At 70.7% G+C, this 14,440-nt stretch carries 14 protein-coding genes; 12 read left to right on the top strand and 2 right to left on the bottom strand.

The window, feature by feature from the left end:
* Positions 1-9 precede the first annotated feature (9 nt).
* The 3 genes from ACNHYB_RS08190 to ACNHYB_RS08180 all read left to right on the top strand — a co-directional run bounded on the left by ACNHYB_RS08190 (position 10) and on the right by ACNHYB_RS08180 (position 4,413).
* On the top strand, positions 10-1,617 hold the full coding sequence (locus tag ACNHYB_RS08190; RefSeq protein ID WP_418278018.1) for an NADH-quinone oxidoreductase subunit M: 1,608 nt from the start codon (positions 10-12) through the stop codon (positions 1,615-1,617).
* Positions 1,614-3,326, top strand: coding sequence for an NADH-quinone oxidoreductase subunit NuoN (nuoN, locus tag ACNHYB_RS08185; protein ID WP_418277927.1), 1,713 nt, complete (start codon positions 1,614-1,616; stop codon positions 3,324-3,326). Before ACNHYB_RS08190 ends, nuoN begins: the two co-directional genes overlap by 4 nt.
* 142 nt (positions 3,327-3,468) lie before the next feature.
* Positions 3,469-4,413, top strand: coding sequence for a polyprenyl synthetase family protein (locus ACNHYB_RS08180; protein ID WP_418278017.1), 945 nt, complete (start codon positions 3,469-3,471; stop codon positions 4,411-4,413).
* 232 nt (positions 4,414-4,645) lie between these two features.
* On the opposite strand, the gene ACNHYB_RS08175 is transcribed toward ACNHYB_RS08180, so the two are convergent.
* On the bottom strand, positions 4,646-5,218 hold the full coding sequence (locus ACNHYB_RS08175; protein WP_418277926.1) for a prepilin peptidase: 573 nt from the start codon (positions 5,216-5,218) through the stop codon (positions 4,646-4,648).
* A 10-nt stretch (positions 5,219-5,228) separates the two neighbouring features.
* The gene (locus ACNHYB_RS08170) at positions 5,229-5,564 is read right to left on the bottom strand and encodes a DUF192 domain-containing protein (RefSeq protein ID WP_418277925.1); all 336 of its coding nucleotides are present in this window, start codon (positions 5,562-5,564) and stop codon (positions 5,229-5,231) included.
* Between the two features lie 486 nt (positions 5,565-6,050).
* Here ACNHYB_RS08170 and ACNHYB_RS08165 point away from each other — a divergent pair, with 486 nt between their 5' ends.
* From ACNHYB_RS08165 to ACNHYB_RS08125, 9 genes are read left to right on the top strand one after another with little or no spacing between them, the layout of a single operon-like run.
* Positions 6,051-6,755 carry a hypothetical protein gene (locus tag ACNHYB_RS08165; protein WP_418277924.1) on the top strand — a complete coding sequence of 235 codons (705 nt, stop codon included), beginning with the start codon at positions 6,051-6,053 and terminating at the stop codon, positions 6,753-6,755.
* A complete protein-coding gene (gene cpaB / locus ACNHYB_RS08160) occupies positions 6,752-7,447 on the top strand; it encodes a Flp pilus assembly protein CpaB (RefSeq protein WP_418277923.1) in 696 nt (231 codons plus the stop codon). Before ACNHYB_RS08165 ends, cpaB begins: the two co-directional genes overlap by 4 nt.
* On the top strand, positions 7,447-9,018 hold the full coding sequence (locus ACNHYB_RS08155; protein WP_418277922.1) for a hypothetical protein: 1,572 nt from the start codon (positions 7,447-7,449) through the stop codon (positions 9,016-9,018). Before cpaB ends, ACNHYB_RS08155 begins: the two co-directional genes overlap by 1 nt.
* A gap of 1 nt (position 9,019) precedes the next feature.
* Positions 9,020-9,394 carry a TadE/TadG family type IV pilus assembly protein gene (locus ACNHYB_RS08150; RefSeq protein ID WP_418277921.1) on the top strand — a complete coding sequence of 125 codons (375 nt, stop codon included), beginning with the start codon at positions 9,020-9,022 and terminating at the stop codon, positions 9,392-9,394.
* A gap of 1 nt (position 9,395) precedes the next feature.
* A complete protein-coding gene (locus tag ACNHYB_RS08145) occupies positions 9,396-10,691 on the top strand; it encodes a CpaF family protein (protein WP_418277920.1) in 1,296 nt (431 codons plus the stop codon).
* A complete protein-coding gene (locus ACNHYB_RS08140) occupies positions 10,688-11,611 on the top strand; it encodes a type II secretion system F family protein (RefSeq protein ID WP_418277919.1) in 924 nt (307 codons plus the stop codon). Before ACNHYB_RS08145 ends, ACNHYB_RS08140 begins: the two co-directional genes overlap by 4 nt.
* Entirely contained in the window at positions 11,608-12,495 is an 888-nt protein-coding gene (locus tag ACNHYB_RS08135) for a type II secretion system F family protein (protein WP_418277918.1), read from the top strand. The genes ACNHYB_RS08140 and ACNHYB_RS08135 overlap by 4 nt, the downstream gene beginning before the upstream one ends.
* The gene (locus ACNHYB_RS08130) at positions 12,482-13,654 is read left to right on the top strand and encodes a sensor histidine kinase (protein ID WP_418277917.1); all 1,173 of its coding nucleotides are present in this window, start codon (positions 12,482-12,484) and stop codon (positions 13,652-13,654) included. The genes ACNHYB_RS08135 and ACNHYB_RS08130 overlap by 14 nt, the downstream gene beginning before the upstream one ends.
* Complete coding sequence (locus tag ACNHYB_RS08125; RefSeq protein WP_418277916.1) at positions 13,651-14,298, top strand: response regulator; 648 nt, start codon at positions 13,651-13,653, stop codon at positions 14,296-14,298. Before ACNHYB_RS08130 ends, ACNHYB_RS08125 begins: the two co-directional genes overlap by 4 nt.
* Positions 14,299-14,440: the final 142 nt, after the last annotated feature.

Here is a 14,440-nt window from a genome sequence, read left to right as displayed (position 1 = left end):
GGGATGACGATGTCGACATTTCCCTGGCTGACGGCCCTCGTGGTGTGGCCGTTGGTGGCCGCGCTCGCGACGGTGCTGACCGGCGTCGGGCGGGGGCGCCCGGCTGCGGGCGCCGTGACCGGCGGGGGCAGGTTCAGCGCGGGCACCGCCCGCTGGGTGGCGCTGGTCGGGTCGCTGGTCGAGGTGGGCCTCGTGGTGGGGACGTTCCTCGCGTTCGACACCGGCGCGGCGGGCACCCACCAGCTCACCGAGACCTACTCCTGGATCCCCGCGCTCGGCGCGAGCTACGCCGTCGGGGTGGACGGGGTGGCCCTGCTGCTGGTCGCCCTCAGCGCCGGGCTGGTCCCGCTGGTGATCCTCGCGGCGTGGCACGAGCAGGGCGGCGACCACGCCCGACTGCGGCGCTACCTGGCCACCGTGCTGGTGCTGCTGAGCTTCATGGTGCTGGTCTTCGCGGCCCGTGACGTCTTCCTGTTCTACGTCGTGTTCGAGGCGATGCTCATACCCGCCTACTTCCTCATCGGCGGGTTCGGGCAGGGGGCGCAGCGACGGTACGCGGCGGTCAAGTTCCTCATGTTCTCCCTGGGTGGCGGCCTGGTCATGCTCGCCGCCGTCGTCGCGCTGTACCTGCAGGTGCCGGTCGACGCCGCCACGGGCCTGCGCCCCACGGACGCGTTCCTCACGGACAACCTCACGGGGCTGGCCCTCGATCCGACGGCCGAGCGCCTGATGTTCGCGGCGTTCTTCCTCGCGTTCGCCATCAAGGCGCCGATGTTCGGCGTGCACACGTGGCTGCCCGACGTCACGCAGAACGCCACCCCCGGCACGTCCACGCTGCTCATCTGCGTCCTGGACAAGGTGGGCACCTTCGGGATGCTGACGCTCTGCCTGCCGCTGTTCCCCGGGGCGAGCCGCTGGGCGGCACCGTTCGTCGTCGTGCTCGCCGTGGTCTCGATCCTCTACGGCGCGATCCTCGCCATCGGGCAGTCCGACGTGCTGCGCCTCATCGGCTACACCTCGGTGTCCCACTTCGGGTTCATCATCCTGGGCATCTTCAGCTACGCGTCCCTGGGGATCTCGGGTTCGAGCCTCATGATGCTCAACCACGGCATCTCCACCGGCGCGCTGTTCCTGCTCGCCGGGTTCGCCATCGCCCGCCACCCGCGCCGCAGCCAGGACATCGCCGACTACGGCGGCATGCGGACCGTCGCCCCGGTGCTCGGCGGCACCTTCCTCGTCGCCGGGCTGTCGGCCCTGGCCCTGCCGGGCCTGTCGACGTTCGTCTCCGAGATCATGGTGTTCCTCGGGTCCTACCCGAACTGGCCGGTCGCGACGCTGGTGGCCGTGCCCGCCGTCGTCCTCGCCGCCGTCTACGTGCTGCTCACCTACCAGCGCATGTTCACCGGTGAGGTGCGGCCCGAGCTGGCCGGGGCGCCCGACCTGGGCCGGCGGGAGAAGACGGTCGCCGGCGTGCTGGTCGCCGCGCTCGTCGTGCTCGGGCTCGTGCCCGGGCCGGTGCTGGACTACGTGCGCGAGCCGGCGGGCGTCACCGTCGAGCTCGTGGGAGCCACCGACCCGGAGCCGCTGCTCGGGGCCGTCGAGGGGAGCGTGCAGTGAACGAGTTCGTCGCACCACAGATCGACTGGGCGATCCTGACGCCCGTGCTCGTCGTGCTGGGCGCCGGCGTGATCGGCGTGCTCGTCGAGGCGTTCGTGCCGGAGCGGGCACGCCGCACCACCCAGCTGTCCCTCACCCTGGCCGCGCTCGTGGGCAGCATGACGTCGGTGGCGCTGCTGTGGGACCGGGTCACGACCGACGGGCTCGCCTACGTCGTCGACGGCACGTTCCTGCTCACGCCGTTCACGCTCGGGATCCAGCTCGTGATCGGCCTGCTCGCGGTGCTCGGCGTCCTGGTGATCGCCGACCGGACGCGCACGGGCGAGGACGCGTTCGCCCCCACGGCGGCGGCCGTGCCCGGCACGGCCTACGAGGACGCTGCCCGGGAGGCCGGGGTGCAGCAGACCGAGATCTTCCCGCTGGTGCTGTTCTCCACCGGGGGCATGCTCCTCTTCCCCGCGACCGACAACCTCATCGTGCTGTTCATCGCGCTGGAGGTGCTGTCCCTGCCGCTGTACGTGCTGTGCGCGACGGCGCGCCGCCGTCGCCTGCTCAGCCAGGAGGCCGCGTTCAAGTACTTCCTGCTCGGCTCGTTCGCCAGCGCCCTGATGCTGTTCGGCATCGCCCTGGTCTACGGGGCCACCGCCACGGTGAGCCTGGAGACGGCGGCCTACTGGCTCGCCCAGCCGCAGGTGACGGTGCTGACCAGCACCCCGGGCGTGCTGTTCGCGGGCGTCCTGCTCATCACCGCGGGCCTGCTGTTCAAGATCGGCGCCGCACCGTTCCACACCTGGACCCCGGACGTCTACCAGGGCGCCCCCACCCCGGTCACGGGCTTCATGGCGGCCTGCGTGAAGGCTGCCGCCGTCGGCGCGCTGGTGCGGGTGATGTTCACTCTCGCCGCGGCACTGGGCGACGACCTGCGCCAGCACCTGGAGGTCGCGCTGTGGGTGGTCGCGATCCTCACCATGGTGATCGGCACCGCGGCAGGTGCCGTGCAGACCGACGTCAAGCGCATGCTCGCCTACTCCTCGATCGCGCACGGCGGGTTCCTCGTCGTCGGGCTCGTCGGGTTCTCCGAGACGGGTGCCCGGGCCGTGCTCTTCTACGTGCTGGCCTACGGGCTGGCCACGCTGGGTGCGTTCGCGATCGTCACCCTGGTGCGCGAGCAGGACGCGGACGGCCTCGTGCTCGGCGAGGCCACACAGCTCACCCAGTGGGCCGGGCTGGGGCGGCGCGCACCCTGGCTGACGGCGGCGTTCGTGCTGTTCCTGCTGTCGATGGCCGGCATCCCGCTGACCGCCGGGTTCATCGCGAAGTTCTCGGTGTTCTCGGCCGCGGTGGACGCCGGTGCCTGGCCGCTCGCCCTCATCGGCGTGCTGTCGTCGGTGGTGGCGGTGTTCTTCTACGTGCGGATGATCGTGCTCATGGTCCTCACGCCGCCGGCCGAGGAGGTCGTGGCTGACGACGGTGCCGCACCGCCCGCACAGCCCGGGCAGGAGCCGGACGGCGCGGGCGCGGACGGTGGCTCGGCCACGAGGACGCTCACGGCGGCTCGTGCGGTCCAGCGGGCCACGGTCGTCGTGGTGGCGTCCCGCGGTCCGGCGGCGATCGCGATCACGATCTGCGCCGTCGGCGTCGTGCTCCTCGGGGTGCTGCCCGGGCCCGTGCTGGACTGGATGACGCAGGCGGCCGCGTTCCGCCCGTGAGCTCCGTTCGGCCCGGGACGCCTCGGGCAGATAGGTTCGGACCGTGACCCGTGCTTCCCACGTCCCGGCGCCGGCCGCCGCGACCCTGCCGACCGGCATCCCGTTGAGCGACCCCGCGCTGGCCGAGCGGATCGCCGCGCGCATGGTGCAGGTCGACGCCGCCCTGGACGCCGCGGTGACCTCGGCGGACGCCCTGGCCGACGACGCGGGACGCCACCTGGTGGCCGCCGGCGGCAAGCGGTTCCGTCCCCTGCTGACCCTGCTCTCGGGAGAGCTGGGCGACGGCGCCGCACCGGAGCTGGTCGACGCCGCCGTCGTCGTCGAGCTCACGCAGGTCGCCTCGCTCTACCACGACGACGTCATGGACTCCGCGCCCGTGCGTCGTGGAGCGCCCGCCGCCCACACCGTCTGGGGCAACACGGTGGCGATCCTCGTGGGCGACCTGCTGTTCGCCCGGGCGTCGGCGCTGGTCGCAGGGCTCGGCCCGGAGGCGGTCGTGCTGCAGTCCCGCACGTTCGAGCGCATGTGCCTCGGCCAGCTCCACGAGACCACCGGCCCCGGCCCCGACGAGGACGAGGTCGAGCACTACCTGCAGGTGCTGAGCGACAAGACGGCGTCGCTGCTGGCGACGTCGGCGCGGCTCGGTGCCATGTTCGGCGGGTGCGCCGACGACATCGTCGAGGCCGTGTCGGCGTACGGGGAGAAGGTCGGTATGGCCTTCCAGCTCGCCGACGACGTCCTGGACGTCGCGTCCAGCGGTGCGGAATCCGGCAAGACGCCGGGCACCGACCTGCGCGAGCACGTCCCCACGATGCCGGTGCTGCTGCTGCGGCAGGCGGTGCAGCGGGGCGAGGGATCGCCGTCGGACGCGGACCTGCTCGCCCGGCTCGACGGCGACCTCGCGGACGACGCCGCGCTCGCCGCGGTCGTGGAGGACCTGCGCGGTCACGCCGTGCTCGCGCAGACGCGCGACCTGGCCTCCCGGTGGGCGCGGGAGGCGGCCGCCGAGCTGGCGCCGCTGCCGGACGGGCCCGTCAAGGTGGCGCTCGCCGACCTCGCCGGAACCCTCGCGGACCGCACGGTCTGAGTGGCCCCTGCTGCTGTCGACGTCATGATGCCGCACGGAACCGTCGTGGCGGACACCCCGGTCGAGGACGGTCCGCTGGAGCCCGTGTCGGCCGAGTCCGCGCCGGTGCTCGGGCAGGGCCGGCCGCAGACCGCAGGACCGGACGAGATCGCGGGAGCCGATGTCCGTCGGGCTCGACCCGGCCGAGCCAGGGGTCGAGGGCGGTGTGGAAGACCTGCTGGCCGATGTCGGCTCAACCGTTGGCGATCCGCACCCCGGTGAGGACTATCGCGGCGCCGGCGATCATGAAGGGACCGAAGGCGATGGCGGTCCTGCGGGTCGCGCGGCGCGCCACGATGAGCACCAACCCGACGATCCCCCCGAGGAAGAACGGCAGGATCACCGTCCCCCAGAGGACCGGCCACCCGTACCAGGCCGAGACGAGACCGAGGGGCACGGCGAGCTTGACGTCGCCGAAGCCCAGGCCTGCGGGGTTCACCACGTGCAGCAGCAGGTAGGCGCCGCCGAGCACGATGCCGCCGAGCAGGCTCCGCCACAGTGCCGGATCGCCGGTGACGAGACCGGCGCTCGCCAGGAGCAGCAGGACGAGGGCCGTCGATGGAAGTGTGATGGCGTCGGGCAGACGATGGGTGCGCAGGTCGATGACGAACAGTGGCACCGAGGCTGCGGCAAGGACGACCGTGGCGGCTGTTGCCGGTCCTGGTCCGCTCACCCAGACCGCCCAGAAGACGGCCGGGATGGTACCGACGGCCACAGTTCGGCGGTACGGAGCAATCTCGTCCCGGAGTCGAGGCAGCAGCGGCATGAAGGGGATGCTACGTCGTGCTGCCGGACGTCTCGTCCCTCACGCGGAGCACGTCACCGGTCGTCAGTCCCCACGAGTCGAAGCTGCCTTGCGGCGCCTCCAGGACGGCGACGGCCCCGCGGCGAGGTCGGGTGACCCGCCAGGGCCGGAGCAGAAGGATCTCCAGCACCGTGCCGCGCGCGTCGAGCAGTGCGACGTCGAGGGCGACTGTCATGCCGGCGCCGTGCACCGAGTTGCACGGGCGGATGAGGAGAGCGGGCGGCAGCGTGCGTCGCCAGAGCATCCCTCGGGCACGGGTGGCCCAGGTGTCCGCAAGCTCGAGAGGAGCGACAATCTCATCGTTCATCATCAATTCGGGCATCGGTTCACGGGCCTCTCGGTGGACGATTCCACTGTTCGGTGCGGAATGGTCGGTCGGTCGAAGTGCGGAGCGCGGCACCATGGAATGCGCCGTCGTCCGGGGAGTTCTGCGCGGTCGTCGCGGAGGCCCGGTCTGCCGGCCGGACGTCGAGGGCGCGCCCTGGCGATGGGCGGAGCGACGCCTTCGGAAGCCCGGAATTCCGCCCTGCTGGGGGTGCAGTCATTCCCGTGAGCATCCTCCCGCATCCGGGCTCACGTGGGAAGGAGCGACGCTGATTCGGCAGGTCGAACCGGGACTGTGAACGTTCGTGGACAGCAAATCTGCGAGCCACATCGATGCGCTACCCTCACCTGTCGGCACCAACAAGGGGCGAAAGAAAGTGCGGGAGGCGGCGTAGTGCGAGTTGTCGCGGTGGGGGCGCCGGAGGGCATACACCCCGAACTGAGGACCGCCAGGCCGTCCTTGGAGGACGTGGTCGAGGCGATCAACGGACTCACCGGAGAGGTGCTGCTGGTCAGCCGTGACCAGACAGGTCGTTCTGTCGCTCGGTCCGCACGGCTGGCCGTCGGCGGAAGTCGGCTCGCACACCTGCACGTCCCGTGTCGGGCCACCCAGTGGGCGGTCGTTCTCGGCATGCTCGTCCGACTGTCGGATGCGGCGATGGGTGGCTCGCGTGCCGTGGCCGAGGGTCTGCTCTTCAAGATGCGCACTCAGCTCGTGCTGTCCTCCGTCGCTGCACTCGACCGGCCCTCGCCGTCGCTCGGGCAGCACGTTGCGAGCTATTGGCCGCCGGCGACCTTTCTGGTGGACCTGTCGGCGGGGACCGTCGCTCCTTTTCGCCGCACGCTCGACGTCATGCACCACGGAATCGTGCTCGCACGGTCGAGCAAGGCCGTGGTGCCGGCCGAGCTCGTGCAGCGCCTGCCGGCCACGAGGATGGAGATTCGTGTCCCGGAGTCCGAGTGGAACGCCCGCCGGTGGCTCGAGGTGACGTCGATGGACGTCTCTCCCGACGACGTCACCTCCCACGTGCTGCACTCCGGGCGATGGGTGCGATGCGACGCCTGCGGGCGACCGGGCCTCTCGTCCCGTTGCCTCTTCTGTGAAGTCGAGCTGCCTGGCGTTCCGGCCACAGCCGCCGTCCCTGCCACATCCTCCCAAGGAGTCGTTCGTTGAACCCCCGTCAGCGACGAGGAGCACTGCTCCTCGTGGTCACCTCGCTCTGTGCCATCGGTGTCTTCCTCGGTCTCCTGACCTACGTGGGATCGGTCAGCTCCCAGGTCGGGCCGATGGTGACGGCGGTCCAGCTCAATCAGGCCGTGGATCCGCTCACCCCCATCGAGCCGGAGATGCTCGAGGTCGTCGAGGTGCCCGAACGCTGGGCTCCCGACACCGCGATCGCCTCGGTCGACGAGACCTCAGGTCTTGTCGCCGCGACCGGCTACGAGGCAGGCACGCTCGTGCAGGCGGGGATGCTCGTCCCGCGCCCCGGCGTCCAGCCCGGGTTCCGTGAGGTCGCCATCATCGTGGATGCTGAGACCGGCGTCGCCGGCAAGGTGACCCCCGGCGACCACGTGGACATCATCGCCACTGTCGAGGAGACGGACGATCAGCCGCCGAGCTCCGAGGTGTGGGTCGAGAACGCGCTCGTCCTCGACGTCGGTCTCCCCAGCGAGATCGAGGACGAGGGCGACGACTACGGCACGAGCCAGGGGGTTCCCGTGACGTTTGCGTTGACGACGGAGGACAGCCTCCGTCTGGCCTACGCGGAGAGCTTCTCCGTCAAGCTCCGGCTGGCCCTCCGGGGAGCCGGGGACGAGGAGAAGCTCCCGGCAGGCGACCGCATCTACACCGCAGAGGGGCAATGATGGCGACGAAGGTACTCCTGGTGACCCTGGACCCGTCGGTCAGGGAACACTTCGGCAACGTCCTCGCGGAGTCGGACTCCTTCGAGATCGTCGGGGTCGCGCCGGACGGTGCGAGCGCGAGGACGATCCTCGAGCGTGAGGCCGAGGTGGCAGTCGTCGTCGTCGACGAAGGAGCCGAGGCCGGCAACGGCCACGGTGTCGCGCGGTCCATCGCGGTCACGGCACCCCTGGTGGGGGTCGTCATGCTCGCGCCGATGGCCGACCCCGGCTCGCTCGCCCGCGCCATGGACGTCGGTGCGCGTTCCGTCATCGCGCACGGTGCTGGTCTGGAGGAGGTCGTCGCCCGCCTGGAGAGCGTCGCGACCTGGTCGAGCGCTGCGCGGGCGACGATCGGATCGGAGCGCTCGGCGACCCGTGCCGGTGAGGTGCTCGTCGTCGCGGGTGCCAAGGGCGGGGTGGGGACGTCGACGCTCGCACTCCTCCTGGCTCACGCGACCGCGCAGCGGCAGAGCGTGACAGCCGTCGACTTCGACCTCGGATCCGGCGACCTCGCAGCGTTCGCCGGCGTGAGTACCCGCCGTTCGGTCGTCGACCTGGCAGAGGTTGCCGGGGAGATCACCGGCCGGATGCTTCGCGAGACCTCCTACGACCTGTCCGGTGGCGTGCGGCTGCTGCCGGCCCCGGCCGAGGGGGAACGCGGTGAGGAGATGTCCGGCCGCGCGGCTCGCGCCGTCGTGGGCGGTCTCCGCTACGAGGCGGACCTCGCCGTCGTCGACGTCGGTAGCCACCTCGACGACGCCCGGGCCTCGGTGATCGAGTTCGCGGACCGCGCCCTGCTGGTCGTCAACCCTGACTTGCCGGCACTCCGTGCAGCTCGACGGACCTTGGCGCAGTGGGAGCGGCTCGCGATCCGACGTCCGGAGTCGGTCCAGCTCGTCCTGAACCGCCGGACGCCCCGCGACGAGGTGACGCGGCAGCTCGCCGAGCGCATCGTGGAACGGCCTGTCGCGTTCACCATCCCTGACGGGGGCGCGGCTTTCGAGTCGGCCATGAACACGGCGACGCTGCTCGAGGCGCAGACGACGGTCCATCGTGCCGTCGCCGAGGTCGTCGCACGGCCTGCCGCCCAGGTGGAGCAGTCGGAGGCGGGTGAGACGACGCCGCAGGGTCGGTCGAGCTCGGCCGGGGGCAAGCGCGGCCGGGGTCGTCGTTCCCGGGCAGGCTCCGGCGAACGAGGGCAGGCTGCTCTGGAGTTCCCGGTCGTCATCGCCCTCACCCTGGCGCTCTTCCTCATCTGCGCTCAGGGTCTGGCGTGGGCCTCAGGGCTCATGGTCGCGCGCGCGGCCGCGCAGGAGGGTGCGCGAACTGTCGGTATCGCGGAGTCCTACAGTCCCAGCGTGGCGCAGCAGGCCCGAGACGACGTCCGTGAGCGGCTCCCCGAAGGCCTGCGCAGCTCCGCGGTGGTGGACGTGTCGCACGACGCCGTCAACGTGAGGGTCAGGAGCGCGACGGTCATTCCTGGTCTGCGGTTCTCCGCGTCGTCCTCGGCCGATGTCTTCGAGGAGCGCTGAGATGGCACGGGCCTTGCGCACGCCGAGGGAAGATCGCAGGGAGGTGGGCCAGGCGGCGATCGAGCTCGCGGGCGCGGTCTTCCTGCTGCTGCTGGTGACGGTTCTTGCGATCCAAGGCGTCCTCATCGCGCAAGGAGCCTCGGTCGCCCAGGAGGCGGCGCGGAACGGCGCCCGTGCACTGAGCCAGGAAAGGGACTGGCGGCAGGCGGCCCGCGACTCCGTGCCGGACGGTTGGGACATCGCGCGGCTGGACGCGAGCACGGGCGGGGACCGGGCCCGGGTGGAGACAGTGCTCAGCTTTCCCCTGGGCATCGCTGGAATCCACATCACGAACATGAGGATCACGCGGGACGCTGAGTTCCCGCTGGGGAGTTGAGATGGCACTTCGGGACCGGATCGTCGCATCGGAGAAGGACACAGAGGATCACGATCTCGCGAGCATCTACCGCGAGCGGCTCCTCGAGGAGATCGACGTCGACGAGCTGGCACGTCTCAGCCCTGCTCAACGCCGTGTCCGCCTGGAGCGCATGCTCTCTCGACTGCTGTCGCTGGACGGGCCGATCCTCTCGGCTCGTGAGCGTAGCGCGCTCGTGCAGCGGATCGTGGACGACGCCCTCGGGCTGGGTGTGCTCGAGCCCCTGCTCGCCGACGAGTCCGTGACGGAGATCATGGTCAACGGTCCCGAGGACATCTTCGTGGAGCGCAGCGGCCAGGTGCAGCGGGTCCCGACGCGCTTCGCCTCTGCCGAACAGCTGTACCAGACCATCGACCGCATCGTCTCGAGCGTGAACCGACGCGTCGACGAGTCGTCGCCGATGGTCGACGCCCGCCTCCCGACGGGCGAACGCGTGAACGTCATCATCCCGCCGCTCGCGCTGGACGGGCCCACGATGACGATCCGACGGTTCCCGACCCCGTTCCGGATGGGAGAGCTGGTCGGCAAGGGCAGTCTCGACGAGCAGACGGCGAGCCTCCTGTCGGCCTGCGTCCGTGCTCGGCTCAACATCGTCGTGTCCGGAGGTACCGGGTCCGGGAAGACGACCTTCCTCAACGCGCTCTCCGGTCTGATCCCGGACCACGAGCGCATCGTCACGATCGAGGACGCCGCCGAGCTCTCGCTGCAGCAGGGCCACGTCGTCCGGCTGGAGTCGCGCCCGGCCAACGTGGAGGGCAGGGGCGCGGTGACGATCCGCGATCTCGTGCGCAACGCTCTGCGTATGCGCCCGGACCGCGTCATCGTCGGTGAGGTCCGAGGCGGCGAGACCATGGACATGCTGCAGGCCATGAACACCGGTCATGACGGTTCGCTCGCCACCGTGCACGCGAACAGCGCGTTCGACGCTCTCGGGCGACTCGAGACGCTCGCCTCGATGAGCGAGCTCGACCTGCCGGTCACGACGATCCGCGACCAGATCAACTCGGCGATCGACGTCGTCATCCACCTGGCTCGGGGCATCGACGGCTCACGCCGCGTGGTCGAGGTCCAGGCCTTGGTCTCGGAACGCCGCGGCGACTATCAGATGGCGCCGTTGGCGGAGTTCGTCGCGGCCCCGGTCGGCCCCGACCACGTGGTGTCCGGCCGCTTCATGCAGTACACGTTGCCGGAAGTGCTGCGGGATCGGCTCCGACGCGCCGGTGAGACGGCCTTCGTCGCGGAAGAGGCCCTGGCATGACGGCGGGCCTCCTCGTCCTCGCGCTGTTCATCACCCTCGCGCTCGTGGTGGTGACCGTCGCGGTGTTCCAGGGCAACGCGGTCGCCCAACGACGGATGGTGGCGTCCGCCGACCTGGCCGCAGGTGCGGGTCCGAGCCTGGTCGACCGGATCGACGTCCGACTGCGCACGACGACCTTCGGCAAGCGGGTGGCGTCGTCCCTTGCCGGCGCGGGGTTGCAGGCGTGGTCGCCCACCCTCTTCCTCCTCGGGACGGCCGGACTTGCGCTGGCCTGTGGCCTGCTCTCGATGCCGCTGCTCGGTCGTGCGGCGTCGCTCCTGGTGATCCTGGCCGTGGTCGCGAGCGCTCAGCGGTGGGTCGACTCCAAGCGTCGTGCCCGGACGGAACGCTTCGTCACGCAGCTTCCTGAGGTCGCCCGGCTCCTCGCCAACGGTGCTCAGGCCGGACTCGCCGTGCGGCGTTCGGTGGAGATGGCCGCTCGCGAGATGGACGAGCCGGCGCGTTCCGAGCTCGCGCAGGTGAGCTCGGAGATGGCTGTCGGACAGAGCCTGCAGAACGCGCTGGCCAACCTGAGCGAAAGGCTTCCGTCGAGGGAACTCTCGGTGCTGGTCCAGACCTTGGCCATCCAGGGGCGGTCCGGTGGTGCGCTGGTGACGGCGCTCGGGAACATCGCCTCGGCGCTGGAGGAACGCCGGCAGCTCCGTCGTGAGATCAAGACGGCCACGGTCGGTGCATCTTTCACCGGGTACGCGGTGATCCTCATCGGCGTCGGAGCCGTCGTCCTGATGAACCTGATGACGCCGGGCGTCCTGGACGACATGCTCGGGACCTTCCTCGGCCAGATCATCCTGGTGGTGGCCGGTGCCCTGTTCCTCCTCGGATGGCTGTTGATGCGTCGGATCTCGAAGGTGGAGCTGTGACCGCGCTCGTCATCGCCCTGGTGGGTGTCCTCGTGGTGTTCCTCGCGTCGGCAGGCTTGCGTCTGCTCACCAGCACAGGGCTGGAGGACGTGGAGGAGGCGTACGCCACCACCGAGTCGACGGACGGTCAGGCCAAGGGCTTCGTCGCCCTGCTGGATCGCCTGGGCAGTCTGTTCCTCGGCACGGCGCTACGCGCCTACGGCAGCGTGCGGCTGCAGCGCCTCGACCGGACCATCCGCAGGGCAGGTCGGCCCGACGGCGTCACGGTCACCATGTACGTCCGGCGACAGACCGGCTTCCTCGTCCTGGCGCTGCTGTTCCTCGTCGTCTTCGCCGCGGCCGGGAACGCCTTCATCGGCGTGCTGGTGGCCGGCATGCTGGCGCTCTGGATGCCGTTCTGGTTGCGCTCCGCCGGTGAGCGTCGTCAGCGGCAGATCGAGTCCGACCTTCCCGACTTCCTCGACGTTCTCGGTGTGACCGTGTCGGCAGGCCTCAGCTTCCGCCAGGCCATCGAGCGGGTCTGCGAGTTCCACGACAGCGCGCTGTCGCAGGAGATGCGCACGACGATGCACGAGATGAGCGTCGGACTGTCCCGGCGTGAGGCCTTCGTCGGTCTGCGCGAACGTGTCGGCTCGGAATCGGTGGCCTCCTTCGTGACGGCGCTGCTCCAGGCGGAGGAGCTGGGTGTGCCGCTCGCCGACGCCCTGACCGCCATCGCCGCCGACGTCCGCCGTGAGCATGCGCAGGTGACCCGGCAGCGGGCCGCCAAGGCGGCGCCGAAGATCTCGCTGGTCGTCACCATGACCATTCTTCCTGGCGCGCTGCTGCTCATCGTGGCCGCCATGATCATGGGCAACAGGGAGGCTCTCGGTGGTCTCCTCTGACCAGAAACGTGCCGGCAGTCATCTCGCGATCGGCGGCATCGTCCGGCTGCTGTGCGAGGTGCGGCTCGTGGTGGTGGGCCTCGCGATGGTGTTCGCGGTGCTCGACGGCGAGTTCGCGCTCGGCATCTGGATCGCACTGATCGCGTCGCCGTTCTCCTTCGTCCCGGCGCTGAACTGGGGTTCTCGGGGCGACGTGTACGCGCGCAGCGCGATCCTCCTGGCCGCGGACCTCGTGGTCGCGGTCCTGGTGATGGTGTTCCTGTCAGGGTCCCAGCTCATGGCCGTCTACGCCGCCGCCACGGTCGCGCTCTGGTCGCTCCTCGTCGGACCGCGTCTGGCGCTGGTGATGGTGGCCCCGATCTGCCTTCTTCTCTTCGGCTGGCTCGACCCGCACGGCGCCTGGGGCTGGGTGCTGGGACTGGTGGCCGCCGCCGGGGCGGTGTTCCTCGCCTGGGGCGGGCACGCTCTCGGTCAGAGCCTGCGACGGCACGAGGAGCTCGCCGACGAGCTGAGCGAGTCGAAGGCGCTCCGCGCGAGGACCGCCGAGCGGGTCCGGCTCGCCCGCGACCTCCACGACACCGTGGCGGGCGACCTGGCTGGTCTGACGCTGTCGGTCGCGGCACTTCGACGGCGCATCGAGTCCGAGGCGATGGACGAGGAGACGGTCCGGTTCGCCCGGACCATCGAGGCGGCCGTGTGCACCACGCATCAGGACATGCGACGCGCTCTCGGTGAGCTGCGGGACGCGGCCGAGCCGACTCAGGACGCCCTGCGAGCGATCGTGGACCGGTGGGAGCAGAGGACGGGTCACGCCGTCGAGCTGGAGATCGACCTCGACGACGACGACGGGCGGTCGGCTCACCTGCGAGCAGTTCTCCAGGAGCTCCTCGAGAACGTCCGCAAGCATGCTGACGCCAGGCGCGTGGCGATCAGTGTGAAGTCCGGCGCGGCCGGGGAGGTCGTGCTCCGGGTCGAGGACGACGGGCGCGGCTTCGACGCCTCCCGGATCACGGGGCGGGGACGCTTCGGGCTGCAGGGAATCCGTGAGCGGGTCGCCGCCTGTGGCGGTTCCGTCCGGTGGGAGCAGCGGTCCGGCGGCGGCACGGTGGCTCGTGCTCGGTTCGACGTCGAGCCACGCGCGGACCTGGTGGAGGCATGATGCGCATCCTGACCGTCGACGACAACGCCCTCATCCGGCTCGGTGTCCGCGCGGCGCTGGAGACGTTCGACGAGGTCGAGTCGGTGGCGGAGACCGACGACCCTGCCGTGGCGCTGGACATGGTCAGCAGCGGGGCGGTGGACGTCGTCCTGCTGGACGTCCGGATGCCCAAGGCGTCCGGACTCGACCTGCTGCCGCGGCTGAGCCAGCACGTGACCGTGGTCATGCTGACCCACACCGAGGACTCGGAGGTCCTGCAGGAGGCCATGGCGTCCGGTGCCGCCGGTTACATCGTCCACGGTTCTCTGCCCCCGGAGGAGATGGTCAACGTCCTCCGGCTCTGCGCCGCCGGCAGCCAGGTCGTGACCGGGATCCCGGTGACCTGGGGGGCACGCGGTGAAGCCGGATCGTCTCCGGAGGCATCGGGGCCGATCACGCCCCCGATGCACGACTTCGGGCTGTCGCCCCGTGAGCACGAGGTGATGCAGGCGATCGCTCTCGGGCTGTCGAACCCGGAGATCGCCGAGTCCCTGGTCCTGAGCGAGAAGACGGTGAAGAACCACGTGAACAGCATCTTCGCCAAGCTCGCCGTGTCATCCCGCAGCCAGGCCATGGTGCGCTGGCTGGGCGCGAGCGACGGGTAGGCCCTGGGGCCCAGCGGAAGCTTGGGCCCCGACCTGGGTCTGTGTGCCCTGCCCGTCGGCAACGGGGCACGACAGTATTCAGGGCAGGCACCGCGATCGCGGTGGAAGACGAACAGACGGCCAGGACGGTCGTCGGAGGAGG

The organism is Isoptericola jiangsuensis, assembly GCF_048320105.1.
Taxonomy (GTDB): domain Bacteria; phylum Actinomycetota; class Actinomycetes; order Actinomycetales; family Cellulomonadaceae; genus Isoptericola; species Isoptericola jiangsuensis_A.
The sequence above is the reverse complement of the archived record's forward strand: the minus strand, read 5'-3'. Positions and strand labels throughout refer to the sequence as shown.

Bases quoted from the DNA above. Each gene is read 5' to 3' on its own strand.
- ACNHYB_RS08180 (WP_418278017.1), top strand. From the start codon at position 3,469: ATGGTGCAGGTCGACGCCGCCCTGGACGCCGCGGTGACCTCGGCGGAC.
- ACNHYB_RS08145 (WP_418277920.1), top strand. From the start codon at position 9,396: ATGGCACTTCGGGACCGGATCGTCGCATCGGAGAAGGACACAGAGGAT.
- ACNHYB_RS08190 (WP_418278018.1), top strand. From the start codon at position 10: ATGTCGACATTTCCCTGGCTGACGGCCCTCGTGGTGTGGCCGTTGGTG.
- ACNHYB_RS08140 (WP_418277919.1), top strand. From the start codon at position 10,688: ATGACGGCGGGCCTCCTCGTCCTCGCGCTGTTCATCACCCTCGCGCTC.
- ACNHYB_RS08170 (WP_418277925.1), bottom strand. From the start codon at position 5,564: ATGAACGATGAGATTGTCGCTCCTCTCGAGCTTGCGGACACCTGGGCC.
- ACNHYB_RS08175 (WP_418277926.1), bottom strand. From the start codon at position 5,218: ATGCCGCTGCTGCCTCGACTCCGGGACGAGATTGCTCCGTACCGCCGA.
- ACNHYB_RS08150 (WP_418277921.1), top strand. From the start codon at position 9,020: ATGGCACGGGCCTTGCGCACGCCGAGGGAAGATCGCAGGGAGGTGGGC.
- ACNHYB_RS08125 (WP_418277916.1), top strand. From the start codon at position 13,651: ATGATGCGCATCCTGACCGTCGACGACAACGCCCTCATCCGGCTCGGT.
- ACNHYB_RS08155 (WP_418277922.1), top strand. From the start codon at position 7,447: ATGGCGACGAAGGTACTCCTGGTGACCCTGGACCCGTCGGTCAGGGAA.